Below are 21174 nucleotides of genomic sequence, written 5' to 3' on the forward strand. Positions count from 1 at the left end.
CGGCGGACAGCCGCGGAACAGACGCGAATCCCTGCCCCGGGCAACAGCCACTACCGGCGCTCCATCTCCTCGGCCATGTGCTCGACGCTGGTGTGGCGCACGTCCTTGCCCTTCACCAGGTAGATGACGTACTCGCAGATGTTGCGCGAGCGATCGCCGATGCGCTCGATGGCGCGGGCCGCCCAGAGGACGTTCAGCACCGCGGGAATGGTGCGGGGATCCTCCATCATGTAGGTGATCATGAGGCGCATGATCCCCTCGTAGTCGCGATCCACGTCCGCGTCCTCGCGCGCCACCTTGAGCGCCAGTTCCACGTCCATGCGGGCGAAGGCGTCCAGCGCGTCATGGAGCATGCGCGAGACCCGCTGGGAGATGTGGCCGAGCCTGTTCTCGTGCCCGCGCCCCTCGCCCGCCTCGGCGAGCCGGTCGGCCATGCGCGCCACCCGCTCGGCCTCGTCGCCGATCCGCTCCAGGTCGTTGGTGACCCGCAGCACGGTCAGGATCAGCCGCAGGTCGATGGCCGTGGGCTGACGCCGGGCGATGATGCGGGTGGCCTCCTCGTCGATGTCCACATCGAAGCCGTTCACCTCGAGATCGCCGGCCACCACGCGCGCGGCCAGGTCGTGATCCTGTTCGCTCAGGGCGCGCAGGGCGTCGGCGAGCTGCTGCTCGACCATGCCGCCCATGGTGAGGACCTTGCTGCGCAGGTCGGCCAGCTCGGCATCGAAGCGCTGATAGATGTGTCCCTTGTGGATTTCGCCCGCCATGTCTCCGCCCATCGTGGCCCATGCACCCGGACCGGCGCCCGTTTACGTGAGGCTACCGTTCCGCAATGACACTTTGGTTACCAGGTGTCCGCCATCCGTCCAAGTTTACCGCCACGCCCCGCTTCGGCGCAGCCTGTCCGAGGACGGAGCCGGTGTTGTCACGCCGCGCCGCCGTCATCCTCCGGCCCTGCCGCGCCATCCGCCTCCTCATCCCCGCCGCCGAGCCGGACCGCCCGCCCGGCCGGGAAGCGGCAGGTGAAGGTGCTGCCGCGCCCCGGTTCGCTCTCCACCGTCAGGCGGCCGTCGTGGTGGGTGAGCACGTGCTTGACGATGGCCAGGCCCAGCCCGGTCCCGCCGGTCTCCCGGGACCGCCCCACGTCGACGCGGTAGAAGCGCTCGGTGAGCCGGGGCAGGTGCACCGGGTCGATGCCGGTCCCGCTGTCGGTCACCGCGAAACAGGCTTCGCCATTCCCGTCCCGGTACCAGCGGATGCGGATGCTGCCCCCCTCGGGAGTGTAGCGGACCGCGTTGGAGACCAGGTTGGAGAAGGCGCTGCGCAGCTCGTCGGGCTGGCAGAGCAGCCCCAGCCCGCGGTCCTGCTCCAGCTCCACCCGGTGACGGCCGCCGCTCAGCCCCAGCGCCTCTTCGTAGACCCCGTCGACGACGCCGGCCACCGGGCAGGGCTCCAGCTGCCGCCCCTTCTGATCCAGCTCCAGGCGGGAGAGGTGCAGCAGGTCGGCCACCAGCGTCTGCATGCGCCGGGTCTGCTCCTGCATCCGCTTCAACGCCCGCTCCCGGGCCGGGTTGCCGCCGGCCTCGGTCTCCAGCAGCGCCTCCACGTAGCCGCTCATCACCGTCAGCGGCGTGCGCAGCTCGTGGGAGACATTGGCGACAAAATCCCGGCGCATCTCCTCCAGCCGGCGCAGGCGGGTGATATCCCGTGCCAGCAGCAGGCGCCGTTTCTTCGACAGGGTCACCACCCGCACGCTGAGCCAGACACGCTCATCGGCGCGCGAGGGCAGCTCCAGCGCCGTCGCCCAGTCGCCGCTGCGCATCCGCGCCCCGAACTCGGGATGGCGCATCAGGTCGGTGATGCGCTGCCCGTGGTCGATCCCCCGCTGCAGGCCGAGCAGCCGCTCCGCGGTGGGGTTCCACCACTCGATCTCGCCCCGGGGCCCGAGGGCGACCGCCGCGTCGGGCAGGGCATCGGTCGCCTCGTTGAACCGCCGCAGCGCCCGGGTCAGCTTGCGCTTGCGCTTGCGCCCGGTGCGCTGCAGGCGGGCGATGCCGCCCAGCACCTCGCCCCAGCCCCCGCGCACGGCCGGCAGGGTGCCGGAACCGTTGAGCCAGCGCCCCAGCCGCAGCAGCAGCAGGAACTGGCGCAGCGCGTATGCGGCCAGCCCCGCGAGCGCCAGGCGCGACCAGCCCGGCGAGCCACTGACGAATGCCGTGCCCGCGAGCAGCAGCAGCCCGGCCACCCAGACCAGCTCCCGGCGCCAGGCCGCCCGGGAACGCAGGGCCCAGAGCAGCAGGGTGGCGCCCAGGGCCAGCCGGGCCAGCGGGCGGGGCAGCTCCTTCACGGCCCCTGCCGGCGGGCTCTGCTCATCAACGGGGGGCGTTTCAGGCGCCATGGGCGAGGAGGCGGAAGGGGGATGCATCAACCGCCGGCCCTGAGCTCCTCGAGCAGGCGCTCGGTGGGCACATGGCGCACGTCGCGGCCGTTGGCCAGGTAGATGATGTAGCCGGCGATGTTCTTGGCATGGGCGCCGATGCGATCCAGGGCCCGCAGCCCCAGCACCACCTCCACCACGTGGCCCACGTTGCGGTGGTCCTCCATGATGTAGGTGGACAGGCGCCGCAGGGCGGACTGGAACTCGCCGTCCAGCGTCTCGTCGTGCTGCAGCACCTCCAGGGCCAGGTCCAGGTCCAGGGACTCGAAGGCGCGCAGGGTGGTCTCCAGGGCGGCGGTCACCCCCCGCCCCAGTTCGAAGAGATCCCGCAGCAGGCTGGGGTTCGGGCTCGCGCCGTTGCCGCCGTAGAGCCGCTGGGTCAGCTGCGCCACCCGGCGCGCCTCGTCGCCCACCCGCTCGAGATCGGTCACCGACTTGGCCACCGCCATCACCTCGCGCAGGTCCTTACCCACCGGCGCGCGCATGGCCAGCACCCGGACCAGTTCGTCGTCCACCCGGATGTCCAGCCGGTTCACCTCCTGGTCCCGTTCGGCCACCTCCCTGGCGGTCTCCACATCCTCCTCCTCCAGGGTCCGCAGGGAACGCTGCAGCTGCTCGATGACCATCTGGCCCATCTGCAGCACCAGTCCGTGCAGGTGGGTCAGCTGGTCATCGAAGCGCTTGACGATGTGACCTTCTGTGGGCTTGGTCATGGGTCGAGTTCTCTCCTTGCGCCCGGTGTCGATTGGCTCAGCCGAAGCGGCCGGTGATGTAGTCCTCGGTGAGGCGGTGGCGCGGATTGGTGAAGATGTCCGCGGTGTCGCCCACCTCGATGAGGTCCCCCAGGTGGAAATAGGCGGTGCGCTGGGAGACGCGGGCGGCCTGCTGCATGGAGTGGGTGACGATGGCGATGCTGTAGTTCCCGCGCAGCTCGTCGATGAGCTCCTCGATGCGCGCGGTGGCGATGGGATCCAGCGCCGAGCAGGGCTCGTCCATCAGGATCACCTCGGGGCTGACGGAGATGGTGCGGGCGATGCACAGGCGCTGCTGCTGGCCGCCGGAGAGCCCGGTGCCGGGCTGGTCCAGGCGGTCCTTCACCTCGCCCCAGAGGCCGGCCTTCTCCAGGCTGGTCTGCACGATCTCGTCGAGCTCGGTCCGGGACCGGGCCAGGCCATGGATTCGCGGCCCGTAGGCCACGTTCTCGTAGATGGACTTGGGGAAGGGGTTGGGCTTCTGGAACACCATGCCCACCCGGGCCCGCAGCGGCACCACGTCGGTCCGGCGGTCGTAGATGTCCTGGCCGTCGAGCAGGATGGAGCCGCTGACGCGGCAGCCGTCGATGGTGTCGTTCATGCGGTTCAGGCAGCGCAGGAAGGTGGACTTGCCGCAGCCCGAGGGGCCGATCATGGCGATCACCTCGTTGGCGCCCACGTCCAGGCTCACATCGTGGATGGCGCGCTTCTCGCCGTAGTGGACGGTCACGTCCCGGCACACCATCACCGGGTTGGGGTGGGTGTGGTCCCCCACCATGCGCCGATCCTCCGCCTTGCCGGACACATCGGCCGCGGGTACGGCATCCCCGGGCCGGGCGGCACCGGCCGTCACGCCCTCACGCTGTTCCATACCCATCTTGGCCTCGTAGGAAATGCTGTTCATGATGCTTGACCTCGGTCGGATTCTAAACCGTAACTCACCAGCGCCGCTCGAACTTCTTGCGCAGCAGCACCGCGATGGCGTTCATGATGACCAGGAAGCCGAGCAGCACCAGGATGGCCGCGGAGGTGCGCTCAACGAAGGCCCGCTCCGGGCTGTCCGCCCAGAGGAAGATCTGCACCGGCAGCACGGTGGCCGGGTCGAAGAAGCCGCCCGGGATGTCCACGATGAAGGCGACCATGCCGATCATCAGCAGCGGCGCCGTCTCGCCCAGGGCCTGGGCCATGCCGATGATGGTGCCGGTGAGCATGCCGGGCAGGGCCAGCGGCAGCACGTGGTGGGTCACCGTCTGCAGCCTGGAGGCGCCGATGCCCAGGGCCGCCTCGCGGATGGAGGGCGGCACCGACTTCAGCGCCGCGCGCCCGGCGATGATGATGGTGGGCAGGGTCATCAGGGTGAGCACCAGGCCGCCGACGAGCGGCGCCGAGCGGGGCAGAGCCATGAAGTTGAGGAACACCGCCAGGCCCAGCAGGCCGAAGACGATGGAGGGCACCGCCGCCAGGTTGTTGATGTTCACCTCGATGAGGTCGGTCCAGCGGTTTCTCGGCGCGAACTCCTCCAGGTAGATCGCGGTCGCCACGCCGATGGGGAAGGAGAGCGCCAGGGTCACGATGACCGTGTACAGCGAGCCCATCAGGGCGCCGCGGATGCCGGCCAGCTCCGGCTCGCGGGAGTCGCCGGCGGTGAAGAAGGTGGTGTTGAAGCGCTTCTCGATGCGCCCCTCGGACTCCAGTTTCCGCAGCCACGACAGGGGCAGATCCTTGATGCGCCGCTGCGCCTCCGGCACGTCCACGGGGATGTGGCCCTTGGCGTACATGTCCACGTCGTCGTCGGCGGGCACCCACACGGAGCGGGTGGTGCCGATGAGCGCCGGGTCCGCCATCACCATGTCCCGCAGCTGGTAGCTGGCGCCGCTGCTCACCAGCCCGTTGAGGGTCCGGCGATCCTGCCGCCCGGTGACCTCCGGGAACAGCTCCTGCATCGAGCGGCGCACCAGGGCGGCGTAGTTGGCCCCGGAGAGCGCCTGCGGCGCCCGGCTGCCCTCGGGATCGATCACCGCCGGGTCGAAGTTGATGTCGAGCCGGACGTGGGTCTGCAGGAAGGCGCTGTAGCCGTTGGCCGCGATGCTGGTGAACAGCAGGGCCAGGAACAGCAGCCCGGCGGCGATGGCGGCGATGCCGTAGAGCCGGAACCGCCGCTCGGCGGCATAGCGCCGCTTCAGGCTGGCGTTGACGATATCGATGGCGCGCTGATTCTTCATGGATGGTTCGCTCCGCGGTCACTCATACTGTTCGCGGTACTTGCGCACCACGTGCAGGGCGATGACGTTCAGGATCAGGGTGACCACGAACAGCATCAGGCCCAGGGCGAAGGCCGCCAGGGTCTTGGGGCTGTCGAACTCCTGGTCGCCCACCAGCAGGGTCACGATCTGGACGGTGATGGTGGTCACCGCCTGCAGGGGGTTGGCGGTCAGGTTGGCCGCCAGGCCGGCGGCCATCACCACGATCATGGTCTCGCCGATGGCCCGCGAGACCGCCAGCAGCACCCCGCCCACGATGCCCGGCAGGGCCGCCGGAATGATCACCTTGCGCACCGTCTCCGAGCGGGTGGCGCCCATGGCGTAGGAGCCGTCGCGCAGGGACTGGGGCACGGCGTTGATGACGTCGTCGGAGAGGGAGGAGACGAAGGGGATGATCATGATGCCCATCACCAGGCCCGCCGCCAGCGCGCTCTCGGAGGAGACGTCCAGGCCGAGGGCCGCGCCCCCGTCGCGCAGGGCGGGCGCCACCACCAGGGCGGCGAAGAAGCCGTAGACCACGGTGGGGATGCCGGCGAGGATCTCCAGCAGCGGCTTGGCCACCGCGCGGAAGCGGCGGTTGGCGTACTCGGAGAGGTAGATGGCGGACATCAGCCCGATGGGCACCGCCACGAACATGGCGATGAACGAGATCATCAGGGTGCCGGTGAACAGCGGCACGGCGCCGAAGCTGCCGGAGGAGCCCACCTGGTCGGCGCGGATGGCCATCTGCGGGCTCCACTTCAGCCCCAGCAGGAACTCCGATACCGGCACCGAGTGGAAGAAGCGCAGCGCCTCGAACAGCACCGAGAGCACGATGCCGATGGTGGTGAAGATGGCGATGGTGGAGCAGAGAACCAGGAAGGCCTTCACCACTCCTTCCACCTGGTTGCGGGCCCGCAGCCCGGGGTGGATGCGCTTCCAGGCGAGTCCGATGCCGCCCGCGGCCAGGGCCAGCACCACCACCGCCAGGGCGGCGGAGCCGGTCTGCACCAGGCTGCGGTAGTGGTCCGCCGCGGCCTGCATGGCCGGGTCCACCTGGGCGGAGACGATGTTGCCGCTGACCAGGTTCCTGATGTCGTTCACCACCAGGCCCAGGCGCGCGTCGGGCAGGGCGCGGATCTCATCGGGCAGCCCGGCCACCACGAGCTTGGTGACGATGTAGGGCTCGAAGGCCACCCAGCCCGCCAGCACCAGCAGCGCCGGCAGGCCGCACCACAGCGCGGTGAGCATCCCGTAGTAGCCGGGCAGGGAGTGCAGGGCGCGCACCCCGCCGGACCCGCGGGACACGGCGAAGGAGCGCTGCCGGCCCACGTAGTAGGCGGCGGCGGAAAGCGCCAGGAGGACGATTGCGAGCGTGGTCACGGACATGGCGGTCGGCGGCGGCTGGTCGGTGGTTAGTGTAGAAACTTAGTTGCGCCGTTCTGAAACGGCAACGACCGGGAGGGTTTTCAGGCCCGCCCGGCCGTCGTCATGCTGTCGCACCCAGTGCGCTTACATCTCCATCGGCGTCATGTTGCGGGCGTCGTTGGCGAACTTGGCGCGCTCCTCCTCGGGCATCGGGATGAGGCCCTTGTCGGCGAGATAGCCCTCGGGGCCCCAGGCCTTGTCGCTGGTGAACTCGTTGACGTACTCCTGGATGCCCGGGATGACGCCCACGTGAGCCTTCTTCACGTAGAAGAACAGCGGGCGGGAGACGGGGTAGTCACCGCTGGCGATGGCCTCGAAGGTGGGCGCCACGCCGTCGATGAGCGAGCCCTGCACCATGTCGGTGTTCTGGTCCAGGAAGCTGAAGCCGAAGATGCCCAGCGCGTCCGGGTTGGCCTCGAGCTTCTGCACGATCAGGTTGTCGTTCTCACCGGCCTCGATGTAGGCGCCGTCCTCGCGGATGGTGAAGCAGGCGGCCTTGAAGGCGTTCTTGTCGCTCTTCTCCATGGCGGCGACCCAGGGGGTGTCCTTGCAGCCGTGCTCCATCACCAGCTCCACGAAGGCGTCGCGGGTGCCGGAGGTGGGAGGCGGACCCAGCACCTCGATGGCGGTGGCGGGCAGGGCCGGGTTGACGTCCTTCCAGGTCTTGTAGGGGTTGGCCACCAGCTTCTCGCTGCCGTCGGCGGCGGGAACGTCCTTGGCGAGCGCCAGGTAGAGGTCGCGGCGGGTCAGGCTGAACTGCCCGGCCTGCTTGGAGTTGGCCACGGCGATGCCGTCGTAGCCGATCTTGATCTCGACGATCTCCTTCACGCCGTTGGCGGCGCAGGTCTCGACCTCGCTGCTCTTGATGCGGCGCGAGGCGTTGGTGATGTCGGGATTCTCCACCCCGACGCCGGCGCAGAACAGCTTCAGGCCGCCGCCGGAGCCGGTGGACTCGATCTTCGGGGTCTTGAAGCTGGAGGTCTTGCCGAACTGCTCGGCCACCACGGTGGCGAAGGGATAGACCGTGGAGGAGCCCACGATGCTGATGTAGTCGCGGGCGGCGGCGTTGGCGCTGCCGACGGCGAAAGCGGCGGTTACGGCCAGGGCACTGGCGAGAGCCTTCTTGATCACGGATGTCACCTCTGAAGAGTTGTTGTGAGTCTGTTGGCTTGTCGGCGCACGGTCTGCGTGTGCCGAACCGGGTGGCGGCCTTTCACTCTCGACCGCCCAGTCGTCGTGTTACGTGGGCGCAGTATAGGAACCGTTTGTTACAGATTTACTGCACGCTGAAATAAAACCGGAGGGGGTGTTCAGGGCCGGGCCGAGAGGCGGTAGCCGGCACCGCGCACGGTCTGCAGCAGGGCATCGCAGCCGGTGGGCTCCAGCGCCTTGCGCAGTCGCCGGATGTGGACATCCACGGTGCGCTCCTCGATGTAGACATTGGTGCCCCAGACCCGGTCCAGCAGCTGGCTGCGGCTGTAGACGCGCTCGGGGTGGGTCATGAAGAAGTGCAGCAGGCGGAATTCGGTGGGCCCCAGCTCCACCGCCGCGTCGCCGGCGCTCACCCGGTGGCTGCCGGGATCCAGGGTCAGGATGTCCACCTGCACCGCCTCCTCCCCGGCATGGGGCGCCGCGCGGCGCAGCACCGTGCGGATGCGGGCGAGCAGCTCGCGGGTGGAGAAGGGCTTGGTGACGTAGTCGTCGGCCCCGCTCTCCAGCCCCCGCACCTTGTCGTCCTCCTCGCCGCGGGCCGTGAGCATGATGATGGGTATCTCGCGGGTCAGGGGATCGCGCTTCAGGCCGCGGGCCAGCTCCACGCCGCTGGCGCCGGGCAGCATCCAGTCCAGCAGCAGCAGGTCGGGCGCCTGGGCGTTGATGCGCTCGCGCGCGGTCTCGGCATCCTCCACCTCGTGGACGGAAAAGCCATCCTGTTCCAGGACGAAACGCAGCATCTCGCGGACGGCGGGCTCGTCTTCAACTACCAGGATATTCGCAGAAGCCATGGGAATCCGATCACTCCGGTTTGTACATCATGCATAATTCAAGGTTGAAATTATTACAACCGCTGAATATGACAGCGGCATGACACCCCGACGGTACCGGAGTCCCGCTTGGACATCGAACTGCTGCGCACCTTTCTCGAGCTGCAACGGACCCGCCATTTCGCCCGTGCGGCCGAGCGCCTGCACCTCACCCAATCGGCGGTGAGCGCCCGCATCCGGCTGCTCGAGGAGACCCTCGGCCAACAGCTGTTCACCCGCAAGCGCAACGATATCCGCCTCACCGCCGCAGGCACCCGGCTGCTCAAGCATGCCGAGACCATCGTCGGCGCCTGGTCGCGGGCCCGGCAGGAGTCGGGACTGGGCCCGGAGTACCGCACCTCGCTGGCGCTGGGCGGGGCCTACGACCTGTGGGAGAGCCTGCTGCGGGGCTGGCTGTGCCGGCTGCGGGAACAGCTGCCGGACATCGCGCTGCAGGCGGAGACCCTGCCGGGCGAACTGCTGCTGCGGCGGCTGCTGGACGGGGTTCTGGACATCGCGGTGCTGTTCGAGCCGCCGCGGCTGCCGGGCGAGACGGTGCGCGAGGTGGGAACGGTGAACCTGGTCCTGGTGAGCAGCGTGGAGGGCGCCGGCGCCATGGAGGCGCTGGGCGAGGGATTCGTACGGGTGGACTGGGGCGCCAGCACGGCCCTGGAGCTGGCCCGGCGCTACCCGGACCTGCCCACGCCGTCTCTGCGCATGAGCCACGGCACCCTGGCGCTCGGCTTCATCCTGGAGCGGGGCGGGGCCGCCTACCTGCCCGAGCGGCTGGCTGAACCCCACCTGGCCGCGGGAAGGCTGCACCGGGTCGCGGACGCGGCGCCCATCGAACGGCCCGCCTACGCGGTCTACCGGCCGGGCAGCGAGCGGGAAGAGGTCATCCGCCAGGCGCTGGCGCTCCTGGACGGGGCCTGACCGGGCGCAATCGCGCCGCCCGGGTCGCCCCGGGCGGCGATTCCTCAGTAGTCGAGGTCGTAGTCCTCGTAACCGAGATCCTGCACCTGCTCGCGCAGGCGCTTCAGCTCGAAATAGCGCTCGATGCGCCGCCGGTGGTCGGCATCGCCGTGGCGCTCCGCCCCATGGCCCGCCTCGAACACCGGATCCGCCCCGTCATCGTCAATCGCAAAGACGTCGTCCACATCATTCATACCCGCCGAACCTCGAAAAAAATCCTCGTCCAAACCTTCACCGCTGCGCGGCTCGTGGCGGCCGCTTCAACTGCGCCTTATCTAGCCGGAATCCACACGGATGGAAAGTGAATTGTTTCGATTGCGACGACAAAAGATATTTATCGACCGCCGGTCCGACGCCATTCAGCCAAGTACCCCTCATTTGGTATGGATATCGTTATTCCCTGCGGTATATTACGTTCAGCTTCCAGGGACCCGGGGTCATGAACGAGAAGACCAAAGTCACCAGCTACCGCGTCCGCGGCCGCTGCTGGATCGAGTCCGCGGACGGCACCTTCCTCGGCGGCGGCCGCGTCCGGCTGCTGGAGGCGATTGCCGCCCACGGCTCCATCAGCGCCGCCGCGCGCGCCCTGCACATGTCCTACCGCCGGGCCTGGGAACTGGTGGAGGCCATCAACCGCTGCGCGCCCGCGCCCCTGGTGGAGAAGCAGCCCGGCGGCCGCGGCGGCGGCGGCGCGGTGCTCACCGGGACCGGTAGCCGCGCCATCCACGACTACCGCGCGCTCGAGCGGCGCCACCAGGCCTTCCTGGAAACGGAAACCGGGCGTCTCGCCCCCGCGGCCGATCCCGCCCCCCCATCCACGCCTTCCGACAAGGAGCCCTGAACCGTGCGCAGACACCCCCTTCAGTTGCTGCTGATCGCCGCCCTGCTCGCCGCGACGGGCGCCCGGGCCGGGGAGGTCAGCGTCGCCGTGGCCGCCAATTTCAAGGCCACGCTGGAGGAGGTGGCCGCCGCCTTCACCCGGGCCACCGGGCACAAGGTGCTGGCCAGCAGCGGCTCCACCGGCAAGCTCTATACCCAGATCACCCAGGGCGCCCCCTTCGCCGTGCTGCTGGCCGCTGACAGCGCCCGTCCCGAGCGGCTGGAGCGGGAGGGCTACGCGGTGGCCGGCAGCCGCTTCACCTACGCCGTGGGCCGGCTGGTGCTGTGGAGCCCGGACCCGGAGCGGGTGGACGCCGAGGGCGCCGTCCTGCGCGACCCGGGCCTGGAGCGGCTGGCCATCGCCAATCCCCGCAGCGCCCCCTACGGGGCCGCGGCGCAGGAGGTGCTGGAGGGGCTGGGGCTGTGGGACGGGATCCAGCCACGGCTGGTGCGGGGCGAGAACATCGGCCAGGCCTTCCAGTTCGTGGCCTCCGGCAATGCCCCGCTGGGGTTCGTGGCCCTGGCCCAGGTACGGGCCGGCGGGCAGCCCGGCTCCCAGTGGCTGGTGCCCCAGGCGCTCCATGCCCCCATCGAGCAGCAGGCGGTCCTGCTCGGCAGCGCCGCCCGCAACCCGGCGGCGCAGGCATTCCTGGACTACCTCCGCGGCCCCGAGGCCGTCGCCATCATCGAGCGCTACGGCTACGACGTGCCGGCGCCCCCGGAGCGGTAGCACCGGCCCATGTTCAGCCCCGGCGACCTCCAGGCCCTGCTCATCACCCTGCGGCTGGCGCTCATCACCACCCTCCTGCTGCTGGTGCTGGGCACCCCGCTGGCCTGGTGGCTCGCCCGCACCCGCAGCGTGCTGAAGCTGCCCCTGGAGGCGCTGGTGGCGCTGCCCCTGGTGCTGCCGCCGACGGTGCTGGGCTTCTACCTGTTGCTCGCCCTGGCGCCCGACGGGCTGCTCGGCGGCCCCTGGCGCGCCCTGGGCGGCGGCGCGCTGGCCTTCACCTTCACCGGGCTGGTCATCGGCTCGCTGATCTACTCCCTGCCCTTCGTGGTGCAGCCCCTGCAGACGGCCTTCGAGGGCCTGGAGGAGCGGACCCTGGAGGCGGCGGCCACCCTGGGCGCCGCGCCGCTGGACCGCTTCCTCACCGTGGTGCTGCCCCAGGCGCGCCAGGGCCTGCTCTCGGCGGCCACCCTGGGCTTCGCCCACACGGTGGGCGAGTTCGGGGTGGTGCTGATGATCGGCGGCAACATCCCCGGCCGCACCCAGGTGCTCTCCATCGCCATCTACGACCACGTGGAGGCCCTCGACTACGGCAGCGCCCACCTGCTCTCCGCCTCCCTGCTGGGCCTCTCCTTCGTGATGCTGCTGGGCGTCTATGTCACCAACCGCCGCTTCCGGGTGCGCATGCGATGAGCCTCCAGGTCCGCTACCGCCTGCAGCGGGGCGCCTTCCGCCTCGACGCGGCCTTCGAGGCGCCCGGGCGGGGCGTCACCGCCCTGTTCGGGCGCTCCGGCAGCGGCAAGACCCTGCTGCTGCGCTGCATCGCCGGGCTGGAGCAGGCGGAGGCGGGCTTCCTGCGGCTCGGGGAGACGCCGTGGGAGGACAGCGGCACCGGCCTACGGCTGCCGCCCAACCACCGCCGGGTGGGCTACGTGTTCCAGGAGGCGGCCCTGTTCCCCCACCTGAGCGTGCGCGGAAACCTGCACTACGGCCTGCGCCGCACCCCGGCGGAGGAGCGTCGCATAGACGAGGCGCAGGCGGTGGAGTGGCTCGGCATCGGCCACCTGCTCGGGCGCCGGCCCGCCACCCTGAGCGGCGGCGAGCGCCAGCGGGTGGCCATCGCCCGGGCGCTGCTGGCCGGGCCCCGCCTGCTGCTCATGGACGAGCCCCTGGCCGCGCTGGACCGGGAGGCCAAGGCGGCGATCCTGCCCTACCTGGAGCGGCTGCACGAGGTGCTGCCGGTCCCGGTGCTCTACGTGAGCCACTCCCTGGACGAGGTGGTGCGCCTCGCCGACCACCTCGTCCTCATCGGCGCGGGCCGGGTCCAGGGCAGCGGCCCGGTGGCCGAGCTGCTCACCCGCCTCGACCTGCCCCTGGCCCACGGCGAGGGGGCGGCCGCGGTGGTGGAGGCGCGGGTGGCCGCCCACGACCCGGAGTTCCACCTGAGCTACCTCGACTTCCCCGGCGGGCGCTTCAGCGTGCGCGCGGTGGAGGCCCCGGTGGGCGCGCGGCACCGGCTGCGGATCCTGGCCAAGGATGTCAGCCTGGCCCTGGAGGCGCCCCGCGCCAGCAGCATCCTCAACGTCTTCCCCGCCCGCGTCGGCGCCATCGTCGAGGAGGGGCCGGCCCAGCGCATCGTGCAGCTGGAGGCCGGGGGCATCCGCCTGCTCAGCCGCATCACCGCCAAGTCCGCGAGCCTGCTGGGGCTGCGCCCCGGCCTGGAACTCTTCGCCCAGATCAAGAGCGTCGCGATCATCGACTGAATCCCCCGCGCGGACCGCCGCGGCCACACCCCGGCTGCCCCACGGCCTTCCCGCCACCCCCAAAGACCCCGCTCCCGCGGGGTTAATTATTTCCTACTAAATTACTAATATACCGCCCCTCGCCGGTTCGGCCCCCCGCCGCGCCGCCGTGAAACCGATCCGCACACGACAATCAGACAGGCATCGACCCTTGAGGAAGAGACCATGAACAGAACGCGACTCGCGGCCGCGCTCGCTGCGCTGTTGCTCGCGCCCCTGGCCCACGGCGCCGACACCGGGGCGGGCAAGACCATCGTCATGCAGGGCAACGGCGCCGGCGCCCTGCCCTGCATGACCTGCCACGGCGTGGACGGCGCCGGCAACGCCGGCGGCGGCTTCCCGCGCCTGGCGGGCATGGACGCCGACTACCTCGCGCGCCAGATCCGCGACTACCGCGAGGGCCGGCGCCGGAACGCCGTCATGCAGCCCATCGCCCAGGCCCTGACCGATGAACAGGCGGCCGACGCGGCGGCCTTCTATGCCGCCCAGGTCGCCGGCACTGCCGCCGGGGCGCCCGCCACGGAGCAGGCGGCCGCCGGTGAACGCCTGGCCACCCTCGGCGCCTGGGATCGCCAGGTGCCCGCCTGCGAGAGCTGCCACGGCCCCGGCGGCCGCGGCCTGGGCGCCGCCTTCCCCGGGCTCGCCGGCCAGCACGCCAGCTACCTGGCCGCGCAGCTCCACGCCTGGAAGAACGGCACCCGCGCCAATGATCCCATGAACCTGATGAAGGGCGTGGCCGAGCGTCTGGACGACGCCGAGATCCAGGCGGTGGCCGCCTGGTTCGCCACCCGGCCCCGCTGATGCGCGCCCGCAGGAGCAATGCCATGAAGACCATGAACCGAATCCTCGCCGCGACCCTGGCCGCGGCCCTCCCCCTCCTGGCCGGCGCCGCCCCCGAGAAGGACTTCCAGGTGGAGCTGCCCGCCGCCCCCGCCGGCGAGGCCGCCTTCAGCCCGCCCGCCGAGGAGACGATCCCCGACAACGCCTTCGGCGAGATGGTGCGCCTCGGCCGCGATCTCTTCCTCAACACCGACCAGCTGCGCGGCACCTACACCGGCAACGGCATGAAGTGCGTGAACTGCCACCTGGACCGCGGCCGCCGGGCCGGCTCCGCGCCCCTGTGGGCCGCCTTCGGCATGTACCCGGCCTACCGCAAGAAGAACGACAAGGTGAACACCATGGAGGAGCGCATCCAGGGCTGCTTCACCTACAGCATGAACGGCACCCCGCCGCCGGCCGGCAGCCGCGAGCTCACCGCGCTGGTCACCTACCACTACTGGCTCGCCACCGGCGCCCCCATCGGCAAGGCCCTGCCCGGGCGCGGCTTCCCCAAGCTGGCCAGGCCGGAGCAGGCGCCCGACTTCGCCCGCGGCGAGGCGGTCTACCGGGACAACTGCGCGCTGTGCCACGGCGACGACGGCGCGGGCCGGCAGGTGGACGGCCGCTACGTCTTCCCGCCCCTGTGGGGCCCCGACTCCTACAACTGGGGCGCCGGCATGCACCGGGTCAACACCGCGGCGGGCTTCATCAAGGCCAACATGCCGCTCAGCCAGGGCGGCAGCCTGACCGACCAGCAGGCCTGGGACGTGGCGCTCTACATCAACAGCCACGACCGGCCCCAGGACCCGCGCTTCGAGGGTGACCTGGCGGAGACGAAGAAGACCTTCCACGGCCACCAGTGCGAGTACGGCGAGGAGGTGGGCGGACACGCGCTCGCGGGCGGCGCGGAGTGAGCAGGCGGGCCGGGGCGCCGCGCCCCGGCCCGCCTGCCGGCAACGGGTAACCATTCCTTAACGCCACCGCCGCCCCGCCGTAACAGCCGGCATCTAGAGTCGTGGCTCCGAGCCGCTCCCGCGAGCGGCGTCCACACGCCCGATAACCCTGTTGGGGACGGAGAACACGACCATGACCCACCGGAAGACCCCCCTCGCACTCCTCGTCGGCGCCACGCTGCTGTCCGGCCTCGGCACCGCCGCCGCCGGCCCGGCCGTGAACGGCCCCATGGCCTTCACGCCCCTCGTGAAGTCGGCCGAGGTGCTCACCAACGACTGGGACCAGCCCCACCTGATCCCCGACGGCTACGTGATGTACAAGGTCGCCGACGAGACCGATCTCAACATCTACGTCACCGACACCGACGGCACGGACATCGGCCGCGACTTCCCGGACCTCAGCGACATGAACACCGTCAACGAGACCGGCCCCCAGGCGGGCCGCTTCCTCTACCGCACCCACGAGGTGGACGAGTGCGGCGCGGTGTCCGTGGTGGATCTCGACACCGGCGCGGCCAAGGTCATCGCCCAGGCGAGCGACTGCGCCGCGACCGCCCCGGCCATCGGCCCGCAGTTCCCCGACTTCACCCAGGGCCGCGACCTCGACGGCATCCGCTGGACCCCGTGGGGGACCGTGCTGTTCGCCGAGGAGGATCCCCAGGGTCGCGTCTACGAGCTGTTCCTCGACCCGAAGGACCGCACCGTCGCCGCCGATGTCGTGGATCGCCCCGCCGTGGGCCGCATCCGCCACGAGGGCGTCGAGGTGGGCGCCGACGGCGCCGTCTATGTCATCGACGAGCTGAACGGCGGCTCCATCTTCCGCTTCGTGCCGGACACCTACGGCGATCTCTCCACGGGCCAGCTCTACGCGCTCAAGCTCACCGGGCTCAGCGACGCCGAGCAGTCCTACGGCAGCGGCCACCCGCACCTCGGCGCCTTCGAGTGGGTCGCCCTGGATCGCGACCAGGTGCGGATCGACGCCAAGGTGGCGGCCGACTGGGTCGAGGCCACCGAGTTCGGCCGTCCGGAGGACGTGGAGGCCATCGGCCAGGTGCTCTACGTGTCCGAGACCAGCGAGGACCGCGTGCTGGCCATCGACCTGAAGCGGCAGGTGGTCACCGCCTACGTGAGCGCGGGGGACAACGCGCCCGCCGGCGGCAACCCCAACTTCAACAACCCTGACAACCTGGCCGAGGGCCCCGACGGACGGCTGTGGATCGTCGAGGACACCGGCGGCTCCGACATCTGGGTCGCCGACCGGGACCTCGACGGCGACGGCTCGGCCGATGCGGTGCACCTGTTCGCCGCCATGGTGGACAGCGGCGCCGAGGGCACCGGCATCTACTTCGGCAAGGACCCGCACACCCTGTACGTGAACGTGCAGCACGCCGCCAAGGAGTACGCCGACGGCACCTGGGCCATCACCAACCGCAACCTGAAACGCCGCTGAGGTCGCATGCGGCACCTCACCCGCTCGCCGGCGCACCGGCGAGCGGGACCTCCCGAAGGCGGCGCCGCCAGGCGCCGCCTTCTTCTTCATTGCCCGCCCGCCCCGGGGTGCAAAGGGCGGGGCGGTATGGTACCGTGCGCGCCCTTTATCAGGGTTGTCCGATATGGACAGCCGCAGCCGCCCGGGCCCGCCCGTTTCCGCCCGGATGACCGCCACACCCTGCCACGGCAATCCGAAGCGACGCCCGGTTCCTGCCGCACCGGGACCTTATCCCGCCCCCCGTAGAGGCCGCCGGCCCGCGCGGCCGGCCCGGTATTGCCCGTACCCGCCCGCACCCGCCGCCCATCGGGGCGGGGGCATCGACAACCGACTGACTGGAAAATGCTGGATACCCTGCGCAAGAACTGGTTCATCAGCATCCGCGCCGACCTGCTCGCCGGGCTCGTCGTGGCGCTGGCGCTCATCCCGGAGGCCATCGCCTTCTCCGCCATCGCCGGCGTGGATCCCCGGGTGGGCCTCTACGCCTCCTTCTGCATCGCCGTGGTCATCGCCTTCGTGGGCGGCCGCCCGGGCATGATCTCCGCCGCCACCGGGGCCATGGCGCTGCTGATGGTCACGCTGGTCAGGGAGCACGGCCTGCAGTACCTGCTCGCGGCCACCCTGCTCACGGGTGTCCTGCAGATCGCCGCGGGCTACCTCCGGCTCGGGTCGCTGATGCGCTTCGTCTCGCGCTCGGTGGTGACCGGCTTCGTCAACGCGCTGGCGATCCTCATCTTCCTCGCCCAGCTGCCCGAGCTGACCGGCGTCACCTGGCACGTCTACGCCATGACCGCCGGGGGGCTGGCCATCATCTACCTGTTCCCCTACCTCACCCGCTCGGTGCCCTCGCCGCTGGTCACCATCATCGTGCTCACGGCCATCGCCATGGCGCTGGACCTGGACCTGCGCACCGTCGGCGACATGGGCGAGCTGCCGGACACCCTGCCGGTCTTCCTCTGGCCCCAGGTGCCCCTCGATCTCGAAACCCTGGCCATCATCCTGCCCTACTCGGCCTCGCTGGCGGTGGTGGGGCTGCTGGAATCGCTGATGACCGCCGCCATCGTCGACGACCTGACCGACACCCCCAGCGACAAGAACCGCGAGTGCACGGGCCAGGGGGTGGCCAACATCGCCGCAGGCCTGCTCGGGGGCATGGCGGGCTGCGCGATGATTGGCCAGTCGGTCATCAACATCAAGTCGGGCGGCCGCAGCCGCCTCTCCACCTTCGCCGCGGGGCTCTTCCTGCTCCTGATGGTGGTGTTCCTGGGCGAGAGGGTGGCGCGGATTCCCATGGCGGCGCTGGTGGCGGTGATGATCATGGTCTCCATCGGCACCTTCAGCTGGGAGTCGCTGGTGAACCTCCGGCGCAACCCGCTCAGCACCAACATCGTCATGGTCGCCACCGTGGCGGTGGTGGTGGCCACCCACAACCTCGCCTACGGGGTGTTCGTGGGCGTGCTGCTGGCGGCGATGTTCTTCGCCAACAAGGTGGCCCACTACAAGTACGTCACCTCCGCGCTGGACGCCGGGGGCAGGGTCCGCACCTACCGGGTGGTGGGCCAGGTCTTCTTCGCCTCGGCGGACAAGTTCGTCGAGTTCTTCGACCTGAAGGAGGTGCTCGACAAGGTGGTGATCGACCTCACCCAGGCCCATTTCTGGGACATCACCGCCGTCAGCGCGCTCGACAAGGTGGTCATCAAGTTCCGCCGCGAGGGCACGGCGGTGGAGATCGTCGGGCTGAACGAGGCCAGCGCCACCATCGTCGACCGGTTCGCTGTGCACGACAAGCCGGATGCGGTAGACAAGCTGCTGGCCCACTGACGGAGACCGACCCGATGACCCACGTAATCAGCTGCATCGACGGCACCAGCGTCTCGGCCGCCGTCAGCGACTGCGCCGCCTGGGCCAGCCTGCGCCTGGGCGAACCCCTGCTGCTGCTGCACGTGTTGGAGAAGTCCGAGTACCCCGGCGGCAGCAACCTCGCCGGCAACATCGGCCTGGGCAGCCGGGAGTCGCTGCTGGAGGAGCTCGCGGCGCTGGACGAGAAGCGCGGCCGGCTGGCCCTGGAGCAGGGCCGGCTCATGCTGGAGGCGGCCCGCGCGCGGGCGGTGGCCGACGGGGTGGCCGAGCCCCTCTGCCGCCAGTACCACGGCAGCCTGGTGGACACCCTGGTCGAGCTGGAGGAGGAACTGTCCCTGCTGGTCATGGGCAAGCACGACGAGAACCTCGGCATCCACGTGGGCAGCCGCATCGAGACGGTGGTGCGGGTCATGCGCCGCCCCATCCTGGTCTGCCCCCCGGCGTTCAGCGCGCCGGCGCGGGTGATGATCGCCTTCGACGGCAGCGCCACCACCCGCAAGGGCGTCGCGATGGTCGCCGCCAGCCCCCTGTTCCGCGGCCTGCCCTGCCACGTGGTCATGGCCGGGGCGGACGACGCCCGGAACCGGGCGCAGCTCGACTGGGCCCGCGCCACCCTGGAGGCGGCCGGCTTCGAGGCGCCCGGCGCCATTGTCCCGGGCGAGGTGGAGCGCGTGCTCTGCGACTACCGCCGGGAACAGGCTGTCGACATGGTGATCATGGGCGCCTATGGGCACTCCGTCATCCGCCGCTTCCTGGTGGGCAGCACCACCACCGGCATGATCCGCAACGCCGCGGTGCCGGTCCTGCTCCTGCGCTAGGCCAGCACCGCCCGGTAGGGATCGCTCCCGAACCACTCGCCGGCGAAGCGCATCAGGGCGCGCACCCGCGGGTTGAGCCGCAGGTCGCGGTGGCAGACGCACCAGAACTCCAGGGCGGGCAGGGGCACCCCCGGCAGCACGCGATCCAGTTCCGGGTAGCGGGCCGCCAGCCCGACATGGGTGGCGCCGATACCCGCCCCGGCCCGCATCAGCGCGACGTGCAGCGGCATGTGGTCGGTGCGCAGCGGGAAATCCCCGCGGCCCAGGCGGGCGCCCATGGGGGCCGCCGCCTCGATGAACGCCGGGTCCTCGTCGAAACCGATGAGCGCATGCCCACTCAGCTCCGACGGCGTCGCCGGCGTCCCGTGCCGGTCCAGGTAATCCCGCCGGGCGAACAGGCCCAGCGCCAGGTCGGCCAGCCGCGCGGCCACGAGATCGGGCTGCTCCGGCCGGAACATGCGCAGCGCCACATCCGCCTCGCGCTTGTTCAGGCTGCTGGTACGGTTGGAAATCACCACCTCGATGGCCACCCCCGGGTAGCGTTCCCGGAAGGCGGCGATCAGCGGCGGCAGGAGATGGTAGCCGACAATCTCGTTGGCGCTGATGCGCAGATCCCCGTCCAGCTCCACCGACAGCCCGCCGGCCAGACGTGCGAAGCGCTCCGCCGATTCGCCCATCCCCCGGGCGGCCTCCACCAGCGCCTCCCCCTGCCCGGTCAGCGCCAGGCCCCGGGGCGAGCGCTCGAAGAGGCTGAGCTGCGTGCGCCGCTCCAGCTCGCGGATGTGGCGGCTGAGGGTTGGCTGGGAGGCCCCGAGCACCCGCGCGGCCCCCGAGACGCTGCCCTGCTCGGCCACGGCGAGGAAGGTGCGGATCAATTCCCAATCGATGTTATTCATTCATGCATGACCACCTGTCTGTTTTAGACATTCATTATCCCCATATGGATTGCCATACTCCATCCCATCACAACCGGGACACAAGGAGCGACGCAATGAAACAGGCATTGGTCATCGGCATCACCGGCGGTTTCGGCGGCCACGTGGCCGCCGCCCTGCTGGAGGACGGCTGGAAGGTGAGGGCCCTGATGCGGGATCCCGCCCGGCTGCCCCCCTGGCACCGTGGCGTGGAGGCCGTGCGCGGTGACGCCCGGGAGATCGGGGATGTGCGGCGGGCGGCCGCCGGCGCGGAGGTCATCGTCTACGGGGTCAACATCCCCTACCCGCGCTGGCGGCGCGAGGCCCTGCCCCTGCTGGAGCCGACCGCGCGGGTCGCCGAGGAGCAGGGACTCACCGTGGTCTTTCCGGGCAACGTCTACAACTTCGATCCCCGGGAGGGCCCCGACTTCACCGAGGCGGCGCCGTTCCGCCCGGTGAGCCGCAAGGGGGCGATCCGCCTGGCGCTGGAGGAGCGGCTCCGGCGGGCGACCGCCAACGGGGCGCGGGTCGTGCTGATCCGTGCCGGGGACTTCATCGGCGCCCACGCCGGCAGCACCTGGATGAACGTCCTCGCCAAACGGACGGACAGCGGCTACCGGCTGCTGCGCCCGGGACCGGCCGGACTCGTCCACACCTGGGCCAACCTGCCGGACGTGGGCCGAACGGTCGTCCGCCTGCTGCGGCGGCGCGACCGCCTTCCGGTCTTCGCCCCGTTCCACTTCGCGGGCTACCGCGTCACCTTCGACGAGATGGTGGACGCCATGGGCACGGCGGGCGGCCGGCCGGTCAGGGTGTGGCCCTTCCCCTGGTGGGCGGTGACCCTGCTCGCCCCCTTCATACCCTTCCTCCGCGAGCTGCGGGAGATGCGCTACCTGTGGCGACAGGAGGTCAACCTGGACGAAAGCCGCCTGCGCGAAACGCTGGCGGGCGAGGTGCCCCACACGCCGCTGCCCGAGGCGCTGGTGGCGGCCGGGGTGGTGGCGCGGGATTGATTCCTCCGGCCGGTGGCGGGGGCGCGGTCTGGCCGCCCCCGTTCCGCTGG

21 protein-coding genes are annotated in these 21174 nt (G+C 70.6%); 11 read left to right on the top strand and 10 right to left on the bottom strand.

The features are described 5' to 3' along the window. Nucleotides 1-50 precede the first annotated feature (50 nt). The 8 genes from phoU (DFQ59_RS09435) to phoB form a co-directional block, all read right to left on the bottom strand. The gene (gene phoU, locus DFQ59_RS09435) at nt 51-767 is read right to left on the bottom strand and encodes a phosphate signaling complex protein PhoU (protein WP_114279441.1); all 717 of its coding nucleotides are present in this window, start codon (nt 765-767) and stop codon (nt 51-53) included. Nucleotides 768-925: 158 nt separating this feature from the next. Further along, the gene (gene phoR, locus DFQ59_RS09440) at nt 926-2347 is read right to left on the bottom strand and encodes a phosphate regulon sensor histidine kinase PhoR (protein WP_211314858.1); all 1422 of its coding nucleotides are present in this window, start codon (nt 2345-2347) and stop codon (nt 926-928) included. 77 nt (nt 2348-2424) lie between these two features. Further along, nucleotides 2425-3150, bottom strand: a complete 726-nt coding sequence (gene phoU, locus DFQ59_RS09445) for a phosphate signaling complex protein PhoU (protein ID WP_114279442.1) — start codon at nt 3148-3150, stop codon at nt 2425-2427. Between the two features lie 37 nt (nt 3151-3187). Beyond that, complete coding sequence (gene pstB, locus DFQ59_RS09450) at nt 3188-3967, bottom strand: phosphate ABC transporter ATP-binding protein PstB (protein ID WP_245937246.1); 780 nt, start codon at nt 3965-3967, stop codon at nt 3188-3190. 160 nt (nt 3968-4127) lie between these two features. Beyond that, nucleotides 4128-5411 (bottom strand): phosphate ABC transporter permease PstA, encoded by a 1284-nt coding sequence (gene pstA, locus DFQ59_RS09455; protein ID WP_114279443.1) that lies wholly within the window; start codon nt 5409-5411, stop codon nt 4128-4130. Between the two features lie 18 nt (nt 5412-5429). Further along, on the bottom strand, nt 5430-6818 hold the full coding sequence (gene pstC / locus DFQ59_RS09460; protein ID WP_114279444.1) for a phosphate ABC transporter permease subunit PstC: 1389 nt from the start codon (nt 6816-6818) through the stop codon (nt 5430-5432). 123 nt (nt 6819-6941) lie between these two features. Next, nucleotides 6942-7985 (bottom strand): PstS family phosphate ABC transporter substrate-binding protein, encoded by a 1044-nt coding sequence (locus DFQ59_RS09465; RefSeq protein ID WP_114279559.1) that lies wholly within the window; start codon nt 7983-7985, stop codon nt 6942-6944. A gap of 182 nt (nt 7986-8167) precedes the next feature. Then, nucleotides 8168-8860 (bottom strand): phosphate regulon transcriptional regulator PhoB, encoded by a 693-nt coding sequence (gene phoB / locus DFQ59_RS09470; RefSeq protein ID WP_114279445.1) that lies wholly within the window; start codon nt 8858-8860, stop codon nt 8168-8170. Nucleotides 8861-8968: 108 nt separating this feature from the next. Here phoB and DFQ59_RS09475 point away from each other — a divergent pair, with 108 nt between their 5' ends. Continuing rightward, nucleotides 8969-9811 carry a LysR family transcriptional regulator gene (locus tag DFQ59_RS09475; RefSeq protein ID WP_114279446.1) on the top strand — a complete coding sequence of 281 codons (843 nt, stop codon included), beginning with the start codon at nt 8969-8971 and terminating at the stop codon, nt 9809-9811. 44 nt (nt 9812-9855) lie between these two features. Here DFQ59_RS09475 and DFQ59_RS09480 read toward each other — a convergent pair whose 3' ends face one another. Beyond that, nucleotides 9856-10044, bottom strand: a complete 189-nt coding sequence (locus DFQ59_RS09480) for a PA3496 family putative envelope integrity protein (protein ID WP_114279447.1) — start codon at nt 10042-10044, stop codon at nt 9856-9858. A gap of 245 nt (nt 10045-10289) precedes the next feature. On the opposite strand from DFQ59_RS09480, the gene DFQ59_RS09485 reads away from it, so the two are divergent. From DFQ59_RS09485 to DFQ59_RS09525, 9 genes are all read left to right on the top strand, one after another. After that, nucleotides 10290-10691 carry a winged helix-turn-helix domain-containing protein gene (locus tag DFQ59_RS09485; protein ID WP_114279448.1) on the top strand — a complete coding sequence of 134 codons (402 nt, stop codon included), beginning with the start codon at nt 10290-10292 and terminating at the stop codon, nt 10689-10691. A gap of 3 nt (nt 10692-10694) precedes the next feature. Then, nucleotides 10695-11459 carry a molybdate ABC transporter substrate-binding protein gene (gene modA / locus DFQ59_RS09490; protein WP_114279449.1) on the top strand — a complete coding sequence of 255 codons (765 nt, stop codon included), beginning with the start codon at nt 10695-10697 and terminating at the stop codon, nt 11457-11459. 9 nt (nt 11460-11468) lie between these two features. Continuing rightward, complete coding sequence (modB, locus tag DFQ59_RS09495) at nt 11469-12149, top strand: molybdate ABC transporter permease subunit (RefSeq protein WP_114279450.1); 681 nt, start codon at nt 11469-11471, stop codon at nt 12147-12149. After that, nucleotides 12146-13219: a molybdenum ABC transporter ATP-binding protein gene (modC, locus tag DFQ59_RS09500; protein WP_114279451.1), complete on the top strand. Its 1074-nt coding sequence runs from the start codon at nt 12146-12148 to the stop codon at nt 13217-13219. Before modB ends, modC begins: the two co-directional genes overlap by 4 nt. Nucleotides 13220-13423: 204 nt before the next feature. After that, nucleotides 13424-14059 (top strand): c-type cytochrome, encoded by a 636-nt coding sequence (locus DFQ59_RS09505; RefSeq protein WP_114279452.1) that lies wholly within the window; start codon nt 13424-13426, stop codon nt 14057-14059. 23 nt (nt 14060-14082) lie between these two features. Further along, on the top strand, nt 14083-14991 hold the full coding sequence (locus DFQ59_RS09510) for a c-type cytochrome (protein ID WP_245937240.1): 909 nt from the start codon (nt 14083-14085) through the stop codon (nt 14989-14991). A gap of 172 nt (nt 14992-15163) precedes the next feature. Next, nucleotides 15164-16480: an alkaline phosphatase PhoX gene (locus DFQ59_RS09515; protein WP_114279453.1), complete on the top strand. Its 1317-nt coding sequence runs from the start codon at nt 15164-15166 to the stop codon at nt 16478-16480. Between the two features lie 381 nt (nt 16481-16861). After that, nucleotides 16862-18340: a SulP family inorganic anion transporter gene (locus tag DFQ59_RS09520; RefSeq protein WP_114279454.1), complete on the top strand. Its 1479-nt coding sequence runs from the start codon at nt 16862-16864 to the stop codon at nt 18338-18340. Nucleotides 18341-18354: 14 nt separating this feature from the next. Next, nucleotides 18355-19197 carry a universal stress protein gene (locus tag DFQ59_RS09525; RefSeq protein WP_114279455.1) on the top strand — a complete coding sequence of 281 codons (843 nt, stop codon included), beginning with the start codon at nt 18355-18357 and terminating at the stop codon, nt 19195-19197. On the opposite strand, the gene DFQ59_RS09530 is transcribed toward DFQ59_RS09525, so the two are convergent. Then, complete coding sequence (locus DFQ59_RS09530; RefSeq protein ID WP_114279456.1) at nt 19194-20093, bottom strand: LysR family transcriptional regulator; 900 nt, start codon at nt 20091-20093, stop codon at nt 19194-19196. The genes DFQ59_RS09525 and DFQ59_RS09530 overlap by 4 nt on opposite strands. 95 nt (nt 20094-20188) lie before the next feature. Between DFQ59_RS09530 and DFQ59_RS09535 the strand changes: the two genes are divergently transcribed. Continuing rightward, nucleotides 20189-21124 carry an NAD(P)H-binding protein gene (locus tag DFQ59_RS09535; protein WP_170142108.1) on the top strand — a complete coding sequence of 312 codons (936 nt, stop codon included), beginning with the start codon at nt 20189-20191 and terminating at the stop codon, nt 21122-21124. The last annotated feature ends 50 nt before the right edge of the window (nt 21125-21174 follow it).

The sequence above is a fragment of the Thioalbus denitrificans genome (assembly GCF_003337735.1).
Classification (GTDB): domain Bacteria; phylum Pseudomonadota; class Gammaproteobacteria; order DSM-26407; family DSM-26407; genus Thioalbus; species Thioalbus denitrificans.